Origin of the sequence: Patulibacter medicamentivorans (genome assembly GCF_000240225.1) — a bacterium.
Taxonomy (GTDB): Bacteria; Actinomycetota; Thermoleophilia; order Solirubrobacterales; family Solirubrobacteraceae; genus Patulibacter; species Patulibacter medicamentivorans.
In genome coordinates, this window is record NZ_AGUD01000047.1 from 1 (window position 1) to 13641 (window position 13641).

Here is a 13641-nt window from a genome sequence, read left to right on the forward strand (position 1 = left end):
CACGCGCCGAAGGTCGCGGCGGACGTGGGGCGTGGCGCCCCGTGCATGTGGTCGCGGAGAACCGACGGCCCCGGAACCGACGGCCCCGGGACGGACACCACGCCCTCACCGTCCTCCCGCCCACGGCCCCGGCGGCCCTCGCCCGCACCGTCCCGCGCCCCGTCGCCCCGTCGCGCCCCAGCCCGGTCACGGCCAGCCCCTCGATGCCCCGCCCACCCCAGCACCAGGCCCGCCCAGACCGACCAACGCCCGACGGCCAACAAGGCCCAGGGCCAGCCGCCCCAACGCCCCCAGGTCAGCCGAGACACCCAGACCACGCCCACGCCCAGCGCGCACGACTGCCCAGCCAAACGGCCCCAAGCCGCCACGGGCCGGCCAAGAGGGCCCAGACCCAGACCATGCCCAACGCAAACCGCCGCCCGCCCCGACGGACGCCCATCGACCTCGCGCCGGCAGCGATCGACGGCCGGGATCAGCGCTCGCCCAGGCGCTCCTGCAGTCGCGACAGGCGGTCGTCCCAGCGGGCGCCGGCGCCGGCCATCCAGGCCATCGCGTCGCCGAGCGGTGCGGGCGTCAGCCGGTAGCGGGTCTCGCGACCCTCGCGGCTGGCGGCGACCAGGCCGGCGTCGGCGAGCGCGGCCAGGTGCTTGGCGACCGCCTGGCGGCTGATCGGCAGGTCGGCGGCAAGCGCCGAGGCGGTGACCGTCGGACGGTCCACGAGCGCGCGGACGACCGCGCGCCGGGTCGGGTCGGCGAGCGCCGCGAAGACCGCGCCGGCGGCCAGGTCGCGCTCGGCGTCGGAGAGCCGGGTCATCCCGCCGCCCGGATCGCCTAGGCGCACGCGAGGGCGCGCGCGACTGGACGCCCGCCCACCCCGCCCGCCGCCGGACCGTCGCCGACCACGATCGCGGGCAGCCGCTCGCCGACCGCGCGCAGGACCGCCAGCGGCAGCTCGACGACGACCAGCCGGGTGCCCCCGTCGACCTCGTCGAGGGTCAGCTCGACCAGCGACGGGTCGCCGCCCTCCTGCCACCAGCGCAGGACGACGCGGCGACGATCGGCGACCTCCTCGACGACGGCCCGGCGCTCCTCGCCGTCGTCCCAGCGCAGCCGGCCCTCGGCCCCCGGCTCGACGTCCAGCTCGACCTCGTCGGCCAGCCACTCGGCGAGGCCATCGGCATCGGCCAGCATCGACCAGACCGTGTCGCGGTCGGCGGCGAGCAGCAGCTCGCGCCGGACGATCGGATCGATCACGGGATCGCTCATGCCCCAGAGCCTACACGCAACCAGGCAGTTGCGCATCTGCTAGCGTCGCAGAACGAGCAACCAATTAGTTGCGCATCGCATCCCACCTCCGGAGGTCCCGCATGCCCCTCGTCCCGATGGTCGTCGAGCAGAGCCCGCGCGGCGAGCGCTCGTTCGACATCTACTCCCGGCTCCTGAACGACCGCGCCGTCTTCCTCGGCAGCCAGATCGACAGCGACGTCGCCAACCTCGTGATCGCCCAGCTGCTGCACCTCGAGGCGGTCGATCCCGAGAAGGACATCCAGCTCTACGTCAACTCGCCCGGCGGCGACGTCTACGCGAGCCTGGCGATCTACGACGCGATGCAGTACGTCCGCTGCGACGTGGCCACCGTCTGCTCGGGGATCGCGATGTCGGGCGGCTCGATCGTGCTCTGCGGCGGCGCGGCCGGCAAGCGCGCGGCGCTGCCCAACAGCCGGATCCTCGTCCACCAGCCGCACGGCGGGATGCAGGGCCAGAGCAGCGACATCGAGATCCACGCCAAGGAGATGCTCTGGATGCGCGATCGGATCGAGGAGCTGTACGTCCAGCACACCGGTCAGGAGCGCGAGCGGATCCACCTCGACATCGAGCGAGACCGCTTCATGTCGCCCGAGGACGCGCGCGCCTACGGCCTGATCGACCGCGTGATCAGCCGCCGGGGCGAGAGCGGGGCCCCGCGCACCGGCCTCGCCTGACCCGGGCGACGTCGAGGCGCCCGCCTCGACCCGCCTCAGCCCCGCAGGGTGATCCTGATCCGGGTCCGGCCGATCGTCGCCTCGGCGCGGCCGCGGCCGAGCAGCCGCAGGCGCCCGTCGAGGCGGCCAGGGCCGTCGATCCGCAGCGTCCCGTCGACGCCGTCGCCGCCGAACCGGACCCGGCCGCTGACCCGGACGCCCGGGACGTAGGCGTAGCGCCGCATCGTGATCGACGTCTGGTCGGCCGCGAAGCGCCCGCCGCGCAGGCCGCCGCCGCGCTCGGCCATGCCGGAGAAGAGCCGCTGGTTGTCGGCGGCGATCACGTCGCGGAGGGTCAGCAGGACCGCGTTGGCGACCCGCGAGGGGTTCCCGCGGGTGCCCGGGATCGCGCGGACCGCGGACAGCCGCCGCGGCGGCAGCGGCGCGATCGCCTCGTGGTTGCCGTGGCCCCGGCAGGGCTGTCCGACCGGGCGACCGGCGGCGAACCGCGTCAGCGCCCGGGCCGCGCAGCCGGTGCTGTCGCTGTCGAGGATGTCGTGGCCGGTGCCGGCGACCAGCACCAGCGACGAGCGCGGCAGCTCGGCAGCGACCTGACGGGCGCTCTCGATCGAGGTCCGCATGTCCAGCCGACCGTCCAGCAGCAGCGCCGGCACGTCGGGCAGCGGCGCCGACGAGGGGCGCTCGACCCGGTCCGCGGGCCAGCCGATGCAGGTCTCCGCGTTGCTGTTGGGCAGCACCTCGCTCGCCGCGAACGGGGCGTAGGCGCTGGTCGGGATCGCCGCGAACGCCGCGTCGCTGCGAGCCCGACGGCGGGCCGGAGGATCGGTCAGGGCGTACGGCAGCGCCTGGTCGAGGCAGGTCGTGGTCTGGTAGAGCCCGAAGCTCAGCTCGCGGGTCTTCGACGGCACGCCGGCCGCGACCGCCCGCAGGCGCAGCAGCGGGGCGGGGTCGCCGGTGACCGCGGCCCGGATCGCCGCCGGCAGCGCCGCCCGCAGCGGTCCGTTGAGGTCGCCGGAGATCAGCACGCCTGGGACCTCGGCCGCGCTCAGCGTCACGGTCCGTCGCCGGCCGCGGCTGTCGTAGGCGGGCCCCTTCAGCGCGGCGGCCCGCAGCTGCACCAGCAGCTGAGCGACGTCGCCGACCGGATCGCGGGTCACGTCGCGGCAGCGCGAACCGCCGCAGGTCTCGCGCAGGACCCGCGGGATCGCCTGGAACAGGTCGACCGCGAACGGCGAGCCGGCGACCGCGGGGACGACCGAGTCGAGGATCAGCCGGTCGGTCGTGGCCGGGTGGATCCGCGCGTACTGCTGGGCGACGAAGGTGCCGTAGGAGACGCCCATCAGCGCCAGCTTCGAGGAGCCGAAGGCGCTCCGCAGGGCGTCGAGATCGGCGACCGAGTCACGGGTCGAGAAGAACGGTCGCGACGGGCCGATCCGGGTCGCGCAGGCCGCCGCCTGGGCGCTGCTGGCCTCGGTCAGCGGCAGCGTCGCCTGCAGCTCCGGGCAGGAGAGCACGCCGGAGCGACCGGTCCCCCGCTGGTCCAGGGTCACCAGCCGGTAGCGCTTCAGCAGCGGCTTCAGCGTCGTCGCGAAGGACGCGGCGAACGGCGCCCCCGCCTGCCCCGGACCGCCGGAGAGCGCCACAAGCAGCTGCTTCCTGCGGCGCGCGGCGCGGGTGTCCTGGATCGCGAAGCGGAGCCCGATCGTGCCCGCGACGCCTCCGCTGCGGTCGAGCGGCACCGTCAGGGTGCCGCAGCCGAATCCCGGCTGCTTCGGACATGGCCGCAGCTTCGGCGCGGCCTGGGCCGCCGCCGGCCCGACGACGGCGGCCAGGATGGCCAGCAGGAGCAGCGACAGGACCCGGCGCATGAGCGAGCACGGTAGCCGTCGGACAGGCGGCCGGCGGCGCCGGTCGCCGATCCGGCCGCCGATCCATGCCACCATGGGCGGCATGTCCGCTGCCGGCGCTGGCCGCGTCCCACCTCCCCTGGCCGACGTCGAGGCCGCGCTGCGCGCGTCGTGGGACCGCGACACCAGCGACGATCCCGTCAACTGGTCGAGCGAGAACGCCGCGCTCGGCCAGTGCGCCGTCTCGGCGCTGGTGATCCGGGCGCTCTACGGCGGCGAGATCGTGATCGCGACCGTCCTCGACCGCGACGGCGAGCGGACGCCGGACGGCCACGCCTGGAACGTCCTGCCCTCGGGCGAGGAGGTCGACTTCTCGTTCGACCAGTTCCGCAACGGCGAGCAGCTGGCACCGCCGATCGTCACCGAGCCGGTGATCGACGGCGACCCGAACCGCCACAAGCTGCTGGCGACGCGGGTGGCCGAGCGGCTCGGCGTGCCGATCGAGCTGGACTGACCCGCCGGACGACGATCCGGCGGGCGCCCGCCGGGCCTAGAGCCCGGCGTCCGCCAGCCGGCCGACGATCACGTCGGCGTAGCGCGTGTAGTGCCCGAGGTCGAAGACCGCGTCCAGGTCGACGCCGGCACAGCGCTCGTCGGCCGCCGCCAGCTGCCGCAGCGGGGTGCGGGTGTCCCAGGCGCGCTGGGCCAGCTCCTGGGCGATCCGATAGGCGTCGTCGCGGACCATCGGCGCGCGACCGTTCGCCGCGTCGCCCTCGATCAGGGCCAGCAGCAGCCGTTGGCTGAAGAGCGCGCCCGACGTGATGTCGAGGTTCTCGCGCATCCGGTCCTCGTGGACGACCAGGCCGCCGACGACCCGCACCGCGAGCGACTGCATGTAGTCCAGGGCGATCGTCGCGTCGGGCAGGATCACGCGCTCGGCGCCCGAGTGGCTGATGTCGCGCTCGTGCCAGAGGGCGACGTTCTCGACCCCGGCCTGGGCGTAGCCGCGCAGCACGCGGGCCAGGCCGGTGATCCGCTCGGTGGTGATCGGGTTGCGCTTGTGGGGCATCGCGCTGGAGCCCTTCTGGCCCGCGCGGAACGGCTCCTCGGCCTCGCGCACCTCGGTCCGCTGCAGGTGGCGGATCTCGGTCGCCAGCCGCTCGAGGCCGGCGCCGGCGAGGCTGATCGCCTGCAGCAGCTGGGCGTGGCGGTCGCGCGGGATCACCTGGGTCGAGACCGGCTCGGCCTGCAGTTCCAGGCGGGCCAGGACGCGAGCCTCGAACTCCGGCGAGGTGGCCGCGTAGGTGCCGACGGCGCCCGAGAGCGCGCCGACGGCGACCTGGTCGAACGCCTCGGCCAGGCGCTGAGCGTTGCGGTCGGCCTCGAGCGCGAAGCCGGCCAGCTTGATGCCGAAGGTCGTCGGCTCGGCGTGGACGCCGTGGGTGCGCCCGACGCAGACGGTGTGGACGTGCTCGCGGGCCTTGGCGGCGAGCGTCTCGGCCACCTCCTGCGCGCCGGCGACGACGATCGCCCCCGCCTTGCGCAGCTGGATCGCCAGCGCGGTGTCGAGCACGTCCGACGACGTCAGGCCGTAGTGGATCCAGCGCCCGCTCGGGCCGGCCGAGGCCGATAGCACGTCGACGAAGGCGGCGACGTCGTGATCGGTGACCCGCTCGCGCTCCTGGACCGCCTCGACCGTGAAGGTCGCGGCCCGGATCGCCTGCAGATCGTCGGGCGTCGGCCCCTCCATCTCCTCGCAGGCGGCGACCTCGACGTCGCGCCAGGCGTCGAGCTTGGCCTGATCGGTCCAGACGGCGCCGATCTCGGGACGGGTGTAGCGCGGGATCATCGCGGCGGATTCTGGCGGATCGACGCCGCCCGCGACCGCTTGGCGATCGTTCGCACGACGTGAACGATCGCCAAGCGCGGTCGTCGCGCCGACCACCGCCACGACCACAACGACCCGAAGCTCCCCGAACGGGTGGCCGTCCACCGCGGCTTCACGGCGTCACGCGGACGCGGCCATAGGGTTCGGGGCATGAGCCCGTCGATCTATCCCCAGATCCTCGAGGACCCGCTCCGCAACCGGGGGACGGCGTTCACCGCCGAGCAGCGGCGGGTGCTCGGACTGGACGGCCTGCTGCCGCCCGCGATCGAGACGCTGGAGCAGCAGGCCGCCCGTTCGATCGAGGTCTTCCGCCGGCGCCCGGGGGCGCTCGACAAGTACGTCAACCTGCGCCAGCTGCAGGACACCAACCTGGTCCTCTACTACCGGCTGCTGGTCGACCACCTGGAGGAGGTGCTGCCGATCGTCTACACGCCGACGGTCGGCCTGGCCTGCCAGCGGTTCCACCGGATCTTCCGGCGCCCGCGCGGCCTGACGCTGTCGTACCCGATGCGCGACCGGCTCCCCGAGCTGCTGCGCAACCGCCGCCAGCGGGACGTCGACGTGATCGTCGTGACCGACGGCGAGCGGATCCTCGGCCTCGGCGACCAGGGCGCCGGCGGGCTCGGGATCCCGATCGGCAAGCTCGCGCTCTACACCGCGATCGGCGGGCTCGATCCCGGCCGGACGCTGCCGATCGTGCTCGACGTCGGCACCAACAACGAGGAGCGCCTGGCCGATCCCGGCTACCTCGGCTGGCGCCACGAGCGGATCGCCGGGGCCGAGTACGACGACTTCGTCGAGCGGTTCGTGAGCGCCGTCGAGGCCGAGCTGCCGCAGGCGATGGTCCAGTGGGAGGACTTCGCGACCCACAACGCGCGGCCGATCCTGGAGCGCTACCGCGACCGGATCTGCACCTTCAACGACGACATCCAGGGGACCGCGGCGGTCGCGCTCGGGGCGCTGATCGGGGCCGCGCGGGCGTCGGGCACCCGCCCCCGTGAGCATCGGATCGTCGTGCTCGGCGCCGGCTCGGCGGCGATCGGCGTCGCCGACGAGATCCGCCAGGCGCTGGTCGACGACGGGCTCGACCCCGAGCAGGCCCGGCGCCGGTTCTGGGTCCTGGACGTCGACGGCCTGCTGACCGAGGAGCGCGACGACCTGACCGAGGAGCAGCGTGTCTACGCCCGTCCCGCCGGCGAGCCGAGCGGCGGCACGACCCTGGCCGACGTCGTCCGCAGCGTCCACCCGACCGCGATGATCGGGCTCTCGACCGCCCGCGGCGCCTTCACCGGGGAGGTCGTGCGCGAGATGGCCGCCCACGTCGAGCGGCCGATCATCTTCCCGCTCTCGAACCCGACCGCGCGCTCGGAGGCCGACCCGGCCGACCTCGACCGCTGGACCGACGGCCGCGCACTGGTCGCGACCGGGTCGCCGTTCCCGCCGATCGAGCGCGACGGCCGCACGATCCCGGTCTCGCAGTCGAACAACGTCTACGTCTTCCCCGCCGTCGGGATGGGCGTCGTGGCGGCCCAGGCGGCGCGCGTCACCGACGGGATGCTGCGGGCCGCCTCGGCGGCGCTCGGGGCGCGGTCTCCGGCGCTGACCGATCCGACGGCGCCGCTGCTGCCGCCGATCTCGGGACTGCGCGAGCTGGCCGACCACGTCGCGCTGGCCGTCGCCGTCGCGGCGGTCGCCGACGGCGTCGCGCCGGAGCGCAGCGAGCAGGACCTCCACCGCCGGATCGCCAACGCCCGCTGGGAGCCGGTCTACCCCGAGTGACGCCCGGGCCGTCGTCGCTGGCGCGGGCAGGGCGCGCGGCCGCGTCAGGCCAGGCCGTGCCGGCGGGCGAGGTGCCAGGTGGCGATCGAGGCCGCGTCGACCACCTCGCCGTCGTCGACCATCGCGTCGAACTGCTCCGGCGTGACCGCCCGCTGGACGAGCAGCCCCTCCTCCTCGGCCTCCGGCTGCGGCGGCCCCGGCCGCAGGTCGGTGGCCAGCCACGCGGTGAAGGTCTGGTTCGCCATCCCGGGAGCGAACGCCAGGTCGCCGATCCGCGTCAGCGTCCCGGCCTCGAAGCCGGTCTCCTCTCGCAGCTCGGCGCGCGCGATCTCCGCGTGGTCGTCGATCGACGACGAGGCCCCGTCCGGGGCGTGGGCGGCGCCCTGCGGCAGCTCCCAGCTCCAGCGGCCGAGCGGGTAGCGGTCCTGGCCAACGAGGTGCAGGTGGACCCCGTCCCACGGCACGACGACGGCCGAGTGCGGCTTCTCGACCACGGCGTAGATCCCCGGCCGCGGGACGCCGTCCGGCCCCGGCCGCTCGATCGCGTCCTCGCGCAGCACCATCCACGGGTTGCGGTAGGCGACCCGCGTGGAGACGGTGCGGATCCGCGGGCGGTCCTCCGGGACGGACACGGGCGCGCGGCCGGTCCGCGCCTAGGCGCTGACCGGCGCCTGCTGATCGCCGCTGCCGAGGATCCGGATCGCCAGGTGGGCGGCGTTGCGGGGGTTGTCGAGGCCGACGGCCGCGACCGGGACGCCCGGGGGCATCTGGACCACGGAGAGGATCGCGTCGAGGCCGCCGGCGGCGGAGAGCCGGCTGGAGAGCGGGACGCCGACGACCGGCAGGTCGGTGTGGGCGGCGGCGACGCCGGGCAGCGCGGCCGAGAGGCCGGCGCCCGCGATGATCACCCGCAGGCCCCGCATGCGGGCGTTCTTGCAGTAGTCGGCCACGACCTCGGGGTCGCGGTGCGCGCTCATCACCCGGATCTCGAACGCGACGTTGTGCTCCTTCAGCACCGCGCCGGCCTTCTCCATCTCCGGCAGGTCGCTCTTGCTGCCCATGATGATCCCGACCCGCGGCGCGTCGCCGGGAACCTCGACGGCGTTCTCCAGCAGCTGGGTCTCGGGGTCCTGGGTGGTGGCGGGGCTGTCGGACATCTGGCGCTCGGTCGGTCGAGGGATGGGCGAGATTGCCAAGCCTACGAGACGCGCTGCGCCCGCGCAGCCGCCCCGGAGGGACGCGCCCCGTCACGTTCTGGTCGCTGGACGACCGGAACGTCGCAGCCGCCCCGACGCGCCTCGTCCGTCGACCGGCCGCCTGTCACGTTCCGATCGCTCGTCGACCGGAACGTCGCAGCGGCCCGCTCAGCTGACGGCGCCCCACGACTCGGTGCTGCGGGCCGCCGCGGCGACGGCCTCCGGCAGCGCGCCCGCCAGCGTCGCGGTCGCCCAGCCGTCGCGGGCCAGGCGCGCCAGCAGCACGCCGGCGATCGTGTCGCCGGCGCCGGTCGCGTTGACGGCGCGGGCGGCCACGCCGGGCACGGTCCGCTCGACGCCGTCGGCGACGAGCAGCGCCCCGTCCGGCCCGAGCGTGACGACGACGTTCGCCGCTCCGGCCCCGAGCAGCGCCCGCGCGCCCGCGATCGGGTCGTCCTCGCCGGTCAGCATCCGCAGCTCGCCGCGGTTGGCCTTGACCAAGAAGGCCCCGGGGACGCCCTCGCGGGCGACGGCGATCGCATCGGCGGGATCGGCCCACAGGTCCAGCCGCAGGTTGGGGTCGAACACGACCGGCATCCCGCGCTCCAGCGCCCGGGCCCGCGCGGTCCGGGCGACCTCCCGGTGGTCGCGCTCGACCTGCATGCTGGTCCCCAGGAAGAGCGCGTCGCAGCCGTCGACGGCCGGCTCGATCACGGCCGCCAGCGCGCCGAACCCGGGGGTCAGCCCCGCGCCGTGGAAGGCGTAGGAGGGCTCGGCGTCGGCGTCGGTGGTGACGAACGCCACCGGCGTCGCGACCCCGTCGACCGAGAGCAGCCAGTCCAGGTCGACGCCCTCGACGGCCAGCCGCCGTCGCAGCCAGCGACCCCACGGATCGGCGCCGACGACGCCGGCCAGCGCCGCCCTGCCGCCGTGCCGCGCCACGACCACCGAGACGTTGGCCTTGGCGCCGCCCAGATGCGGGACGAAGCCGTCGACCTCCTCGAAGCGCGCGACCGGGTGCTCGCAGATCGCGTCGACCAGGACCTCGCCGAGGACCAGCGTGCGCGGGATCCGGTGGCTCGGGGCGATCACGGACGCCATGTGCCTCAGCCGAACCGCTCGACCGCCCGCTGCGCGATGTCGCGACGCAGCTGGCGGCCGGCGAACCGCACGCCCTCGGCCGCGGCGTAGGCGCCGTCGCGGGCCGCAGCCGGCGAGTCGCCGAGGACGGTCAGGTTCAGGACCCGGCCGCCGGCGGTGACGATCCGGCCGTCGCCGTCGCGGGCGGTGCCGGCGTGGGTCAGCTCGACCCCGTCGGCCAGCCCGTCGAGGCCCTCGACCACGTCCCCCTTCGAGGCCGACGCCGGGTAGCCGGCCGAGGCCAGCACCAGGGTCACGGCCCAGCGCGGGTCCCAGTCCAGGACGACGTCGGCCAGCGAGCCGGTCGCCGACGCCCCCATCAGCGCCAGCAGGTCGCTGCGCAGTCGCGGCAGCACGGCCTGGGTCTCCGGATCGCCGAAGCGGGTGTTGTACTCGAGGACCTTGATCCCGTCGGCGGTCAGCATCAGGCCGGCGTAGAGGATCCCCCGGAACGGGGTGCCGCGGCGAGCCAGCTCGTCGACGATCGGCTGGTGGACGTCGGCCGAGATCCGCGCCGCCCGCTCGCCGTCGACGCCGACCACCGGCGAGTAGGAGCCCATCCCGCCGGTGTTCGGTCCCTCGTCGCCGTCGAAGATCCGCTTGTAGTCCTGGGCGGGCGCCAGCGGGATCGCCCGCTCGCCGTCGCAGATCGCCAGCAGCGACAGCTCCTCGCCGTCGAGGAACTCCTCGACCACCACCGCGGCGTCGCCGAACTGGTGGTCCTCCAGCATGTCGACGAGGGTCGCGCGGGCCTCGCCCTCGTCCTGCGCGATCACGACGCCCTTGCCCGCGGCCAGGCCGTCGTACTTGAGGACGACCGGGTAGCGGTCGATCGCCGCCATCCCGTCGGCGACGGTGGTGACGGTCGCGTGGCCGGCGGTCGGCACGCCGGCGGCGATCATCACCTCCTTCGCGAACGCCTTCGAGCCCTCGAGCGCCGCTGCCGCCGCGGTCGGGCCGAAGGCCGCGATCCCGGCGTCGGTCAGGGCGTCGACGAGGCCGGCGACGAGCGGCACCTCGGGCCCGACGGCCACCAGGTCGACGGCCAGCTCGCGGGCCAGCGCCACCAGCCCGGGCACGTCGTCGGCGGCGACGTCGTGGACCTGCGCGTCGGCGGCGATCCCCGGGTTGCCAGGGGCCGCGTGCAGCTCCGGAGCCTGCGGCGAGCGACCGAGCGCGCGGACGATCGCGTGCTCCCGACCACCGGCGCCGACGACGAGGACCTTGGGCATGCCGGGGAACCTACCGACGACGCCCGATCCGGGCCCGCGCGACCGGCCGGCGACGGACCCTCGATCGATATACGCCGCACGATCGGATAGGAACCAGGGCATGGCGACCCTCAACGTGCTCCGCCGCGACGGCGTCGAGCCCAGCGTCACCAACATGGAGCTGTTCTTCGACCTCGTCTACGTCTTCGCGGTCACCCAGCTCTCCCACACCCTCGTCGAGCACCTCGACGCGCGGACCGCGGTCGAGGTGCTGGTGCTCTTCGCCGGCGTCTGGTGGGCCTGGAACTACACGGCCTGGGCGACCAACTACGTCGACCCGGACCGGCTGCCCGTGCGGGTGCTGCTCGCCGTGCTGATGTTGCTGAGCCTGGTGATGTCGGCCTCGATCCCCGACGCGTTCGGCGACCGCGCGCTCGCCTTCGCCGGCGCGTTCGTGGCGATGCAGCTGCTGCGGGCTGGCTTCATGGTCTGGGCGCTGCGCGGCAGCCCGATGGGTCGCAACTACCTGCAGCTGGGGATCTGGAGCGCGTTCGCGTCGGTCTTCTGGATCGCGGGCGCGATCGTCGACGACTCCGACGCGCGGCTGGCGCTGTGGGCGGTCGCGGTGCTGGTCGACTACGGCGCGCCATCCATCGCCTACGCCCTGCCGAAGCTGGGCCGGACCCCGATGAGCGCCTGGCGGCTGTCGCCCGGCCACCTCGCCGAGCGCTGCCAGCTGGTCGTGATCATCGCCCTCGGCGAGTCGCTGCTGATCAACGGCCAGGGGTTCGCCGAGATCGACCGGACGGCCGCGACCGTGGCCGCGTTCGTGCTGGCGTTCCTCGGCACGGTGGCGCTCTGGTGGCTGTACTTCGCCCGCCACGCCGAGGCCGCGCTCGACCGGGTCGCCCGCGCGGCCGATCCCGCTCGGCTCGGCCGTGGGGGCTATGCCTACGGCCACGCCGTGATGGTCGCGGGGATCATCGTGGTCGCGGTCGGCGACGAGGTCGTCCTCCACCACCCGACCGGGCACGTCGATGCCGCGATGACGCTGACGGTCATCGGCGGGGTCGTCCTCTACTTCGCCGGGATGGTGCTGTTCACCCTGGCGACCGAGGGCCTCGATCGCCAGGAGCGGATCGCGACCGTCGTCGCCTTCGCCGGGCTGGTGGTGGTGGCGGCGATCGCTCACTGGCTGACGCCGCTGCTGCTGGTGGGCCTGACGAACGTGGTCCTCTTCGGCCTGGTCGGGTACGCCGCGTTCCACGCCCGCGGGTCCGTGACCGGGGCCGAGGTCGAGACGGCCGCCGGCTGAGCCCTCAGCGCGGGCGGGCGACGACCGTCGTGTGGTAGACGGTCCGGTGCTCCTCGACCAGCTCCAGGCCGGTCGCGGTCAGCATCGCCCGCAGCGCTCCCGGCGAGATCCCCCAGTACCAGTTGACGTAGCCGGCGTCGGGATCGAACGGCTCGCTGTGGGTCGGGTGGGCGCCCGGCTCGGGGGCGAAGACGCACTGGTTGCCGCGCAGCGGCAGCGTCTCGGTCGCGAGGATCAGCGTCTGGCCGGCGAACGCCTTCAGCCGCTCCAGCGTCAGCAGCGGATGCGGTGCGTGGTACAGGACGCCGGAGCACCAGACGACGTCGTGGACCCCGGCCTCGGCGAGCGTCTCGGGGTCGTGCAGGTCCCCCGCGACGAACCGCATCGACGAGCCGCGGCGCGCGTGCTCGGCCTCGTAGGCGGGGGTCGGCGGCATGATGTCGATCCCGGTCACCCGGCTGGCGCCCGCGTCCTCGGCGGCGAACGAGAGCGCGCCGTCGATCGACCACATGCAGCCGACGTCGAGGAACGAGCGGCCCTCGACGTGGCGGGCGATCAGCTGCTCGCGGGGCGGGACGGCCCGGGACAGGCGGTGGCGCAGCGCGGGGAACAGCACGGCGGCGATCGTACGCGGTGCGGGCGAGGCGAGGCGGCGGGGCCGCGGCGACGTTGCGGTCGCTGACCGGCCGAAACGTCGCAACACCGCTCGTGATGCCGAGGGTCCGGTGTTCGCCTGTCACGTATCGGTCGCTCAGCGACCGATACGTCACAACGCGGCTCGCGGCTCGCCCCCGCGCCTAGGGCTTGCTGTCGCTGAAGAGCGTCGCCGTCCGCAGCTTGCCGCCGCTGACGGTGGCGCGGGTCCAGGCGACGGTGAAGCGTCCGTCGGGCAGGGCGCCGACCGCCGCCGAGCCGAAGGCGTTGCTGCGGTCCAGCAGCTGGGCGTCGCTGAGCGCCTCGACCGTCGCGGGCGAGCCGAGCGTGCCGCCCGCCGGGCGGAGCGCCAGCTGGACGGCGACGCCGCGGTCGCCGTTGGAGCCGCCGCGCGGGACCTCCTGCTCGCGGACGATCACCAGGCCGGTGGCGCCGCGGGCCGTGGCCAGGCCGTGGACGCGGCCGGCGGCGGCGATGTCGCGCGCGCCGCCGAGGCCGCCGCTGGCGTCGCCCTCGGCGATCCGCGGGATGTCGTGCGCGGTCCCGTCGGCGACGCTCCCGACGACCTGGCTCCAGGCCACCAGCGGCCGGTTGCCGCGGTCGATCGACGCCGCGAGCGTGCCGCCCGG

Annotated in this window: 13 protein-coding genes and 1 pseudogene; 4 read left to right on the forward strand and 10 right to left on the reverse strand. The window is 74.9% G+C overall.

Annotation, left to right across the window (positions count from 1 at the left end):
• Nucleotides 1-472: 472 nt before the first annotated feature.
• Nucleotides 473-814, reverse strand: coding sequence for an ArsR/SmtB family transcription factor (locus PAI11_RS05300; protein ID WP_050897115.1), 342 nt, complete (start codon nucleotides 812-814; stop codon nucleotides 473-475).
• Nucleotides 815-831: 17 nt separating this feature from the next.
• Complete coding sequence (locus tag PAI11_RS05305; RefSeq protein WP_007571641.1) at nucleotides 832-1266, reverse strand: SRPBCC family protein; 435 nt, start codon at nucleotides 1264-1266, stop codon at nucleotides 832-834.
• A gap of 101 nt (nucleotides 1267-1367) precedes the next feature.
• Here PAI11_RS05305 and PAI11_RS05310 point away from each other — a divergent pair, with 101 nt between their 5' ends.
• The gene (locus PAI11_RS05310; RefSeq protein ID WP_007571643.1) at nucleotides 1368-1982 is read left to right on the forward strand and encodes an ATP-dependent Clp protease proteolytic subunit; all 615 of its coding nucleotides are present in this window, start codon (nucleotides 1368-1370) and stop codon (nucleotides 1980-1982) included.
• A 35-nt stretch (nucleotides 1983-2017) separates the two neighbouring features.
• Here the strand turns inward: PAI11_RS05310 and PAI11_RS05315 are convergent, their stop codons facing one another.
• Nucleotides 2018-3850, reverse strand: a complete 1833-nt coding sequence (locus tag PAI11_RS05315; protein WP_040598517.1) for an alpha/beta hydrolase — start codon at nucleotides 3848-3850, stop codon at nucleotides 2018-2020.
• Between the two features lie 82 nt (nucleotides 3851-3932).
• Between PAI11_RS05315 and PAI11_RS05320 the strand changes: the two genes are divergently transcribed.
• Nucleotides 3933-4343, forward strand: coding sequence for a YunG family protein (locus PAI11_RS05320; RefSeq protein WP_050897116.1), 411 nt, complete (start codon nucleotides 3933-3935; stop codon nucleotides 4341-4343).
• A 36-nt stretch (nucleotides 4344-4379) separates the two neighbouring features.
• On the opposite strand, the gene purB is transcribed toward PAI11_RS05320, so the two are convergent.
• Nucleotides 4380-5678, reverse strand: a complete 1299-nt coding sequence (gene purB / locus PAI11_RS05325) for an adenylosuccinate lyase (protein WP_040598519.1) — start codon at nucleotides 5676-5678, stop codon at nucleotides 4380-4382.
• 189 nt (nucleotides 5679-5867) lie between these two features.
• Between purB and PAI11_RS05330 the strand changes: the two genes are divergently transcribed.
• Complete coding sequence (locus PAI11_RS05330; RefSeq protein WP_007571651.1) at nucleotides 5868-7496, forward strand: NAD-dependent malic enzyme; 1629 nt, start codon at nucleotides 5868-5870, stop codon at nucleotides 7494-7496.
• A 44-nt stretch (nucleotides 7497-7540) separates the two neighbouring features.
• Here the strand turns inward: PAI11_RS05330 and PAI11_RS05335 are convergent, their stop codons facing one another.
• The 4 genes from PAI11_RS05335 to purD form a co-directional block, all read right to left on the reverse strand.
• Nucleotides 7541-8128 (reverse strand): NUDIX hydrolase, encoded by a 588-nt coding sequence (locus PAI11_RS05335; protein ID WP_007571653.1) that lies wholly within the window; start codon nucleotides 8126-8128, stop codon nucleotides 7541-7543.
• 21 nt (nucleotides 8129-8149) lie between these two features.
• Nucleotides 8150-8653 carry a 5-(carboxyamino)imidazole ribonucleotide mutase gene (gene purE / locus PAI11_RS05340; RefSeq protein ID WP_007571655.1) on the reverse strand — a complete coding sequence of 168 codons (504 nt, stop codon included), beginning with the start codon at nucleotides 8651-8653 and terminating at the stop codon, nucleotides 8150-8152.
• A 207-nt stretch (nucleotides 8654-8860) separates the two neighbouring features.
• Nucleotides 8861-9793 carry a PfkB family carbohydrate kinase gene (locus PAI11_RS05345; RefSeq protein WP_040598521.1) on the reverse strand — a complete coding sequence of 311 codons (933 nt, stop codon included), beginning with the start codon at nucleotides 9791-9793 and terminating at the stop codon, nucleotides 8861-8863.
• Between the two features lie 5 nt (nucleotides 9794-9798).
• Nucleotides 9799-11064 (reverse strand): phosphoribosylamine--glycine ligase, encoded by a 1266-nt coding sequence (purD, locus tag PAI11_RS05350; RefSeq protein ID WP_007571659.1) that lies wholly within the window; start codon nucleotides 11062-11064, stop codon nucleotides 9799-9801.
• A 100-nt stretch (nucleotides 11065-11164) separates the two neighbouring features.
• Here purD and PAI11_RS05355 point away from each other — a divergent pair, with 100 nt between their 5' ends.
• Nucleotides 11165-12358, forward strand: a complete 1194-nt coding sequence (locus PAI11_RS05355) for a low temperature requirement protein A (protein ID WP_007571661.1) — start codon at nucleotides 11165-11167, stop codon at nucleotides 12356-12358.
• A gap of 4 nt (nucleotides 12359-12362) precedes the next feature.
• Here the strand turns inward: PAI11_RS05355 and PAI11_RS05360 are convergent, their stop codons facing one another.
• A complete protein-coding gene (locus tag PAI11_RS05360; RefSeq protein ID WP_007571663.1) occupies nucleotides 12363-12974 on the reverse strand; it encodes a class I SAM-dependent methyltransferase in 612 nt (203 codons plus the stop codon).
• Between the two features lie 181 nt (nucleotides 12975-13155).
• Nucleotides 13156-13641 (reverse strand): annotated as a pseudogene (locus PAI11_RS26830) (hypothetical protein); the annotation flags it as partial.

What these genes read in the sequence shown, in the direction of transcription:
- PAI11_RS05320 (WP_050897116.1), top strand. Translation starts at nt 3,933, where the DNA reads ATGTCCGCTGCCGGCGCTGGCCGCGTCCCACCTCCCCTGGCCGACGTC.
- PAI11_RS05305 (WP_007571641.1), bottom strand. Translation starts at nt 1,266, where the DNA reads ATGAGCGATCCCGTGATCGATCCGATCGTCCGGCGCGAGCTGCTGCTC.
- PAI11_RS05315 (WP_040598517.1), bottom strand. Translation starts at nt 3,850, where the DNA reads ATGCGCCGGGTCCTGTCGCTGCTCCTGCTGGCCATCCTGGCCGCCGTC.
- PAI11_RS05300 (WP_050897115.1), bottom strand. Translation starts at nt 814, where the DNA reads ATGACCCGGCTCTCCGACGCCGAGCGCGACCTGGCCGCCGGCGCGGTC.
- purD (WP_007571659.1), bottom strand. Translation starts at nt 11,064, where the DNA reads ATGCCCAAGGTCCTCGTCGTCGGCGCCGGTGGTCGGGAGCACGCGATC.
- purE (WP_007571655.1), bottom strand. Translation starts at nt 8,653, where the DNA reads ATGTCCGACAGCCCCGCCACCACCCAGGACCCCGAGACCCAGCTGCTG.
- PAI11_RS05330 (WP_007571651.1), top strand. Translation starts at nt 5,868, where the DNA reads ATGAGCCCGTCGATCTATCCCCAGATCCTCGAGGACCCGCTCCGCAAC.
- PAI11_RS05310 (WP_007571643.1), top strand. Translation starts at nt 1,368, where the DNA reads ATGCCCCTCGTCCCGATGGTCGTCGAGCAGAGCCCGCGCGGCGAGCGC.
- PAI11_RS05345 (WP_040598521.1), bottom strand. Translation starts at nt 9,793, where the DNA reads ATGGCGTCCGTGATCGCCCCGAGCCACCGGATCCCGCGCACGCTGGTC.
- purB (WP_040598519.1), bottom strand. Translation starts at nt 5,678, where the DNA reads ATGATCCCGCGCTACACCCGTCCCGAGATCGGCGCCGTCTGGACCGAT.
- PAI11_RS05355 (WP_007571661.1), top strand. Translation starts at nt 11,165, where the DNA reads ATGGCGACCCTCAACGTGCTCCGCCGCGACGGCGTCGAGCCCAGCGTC.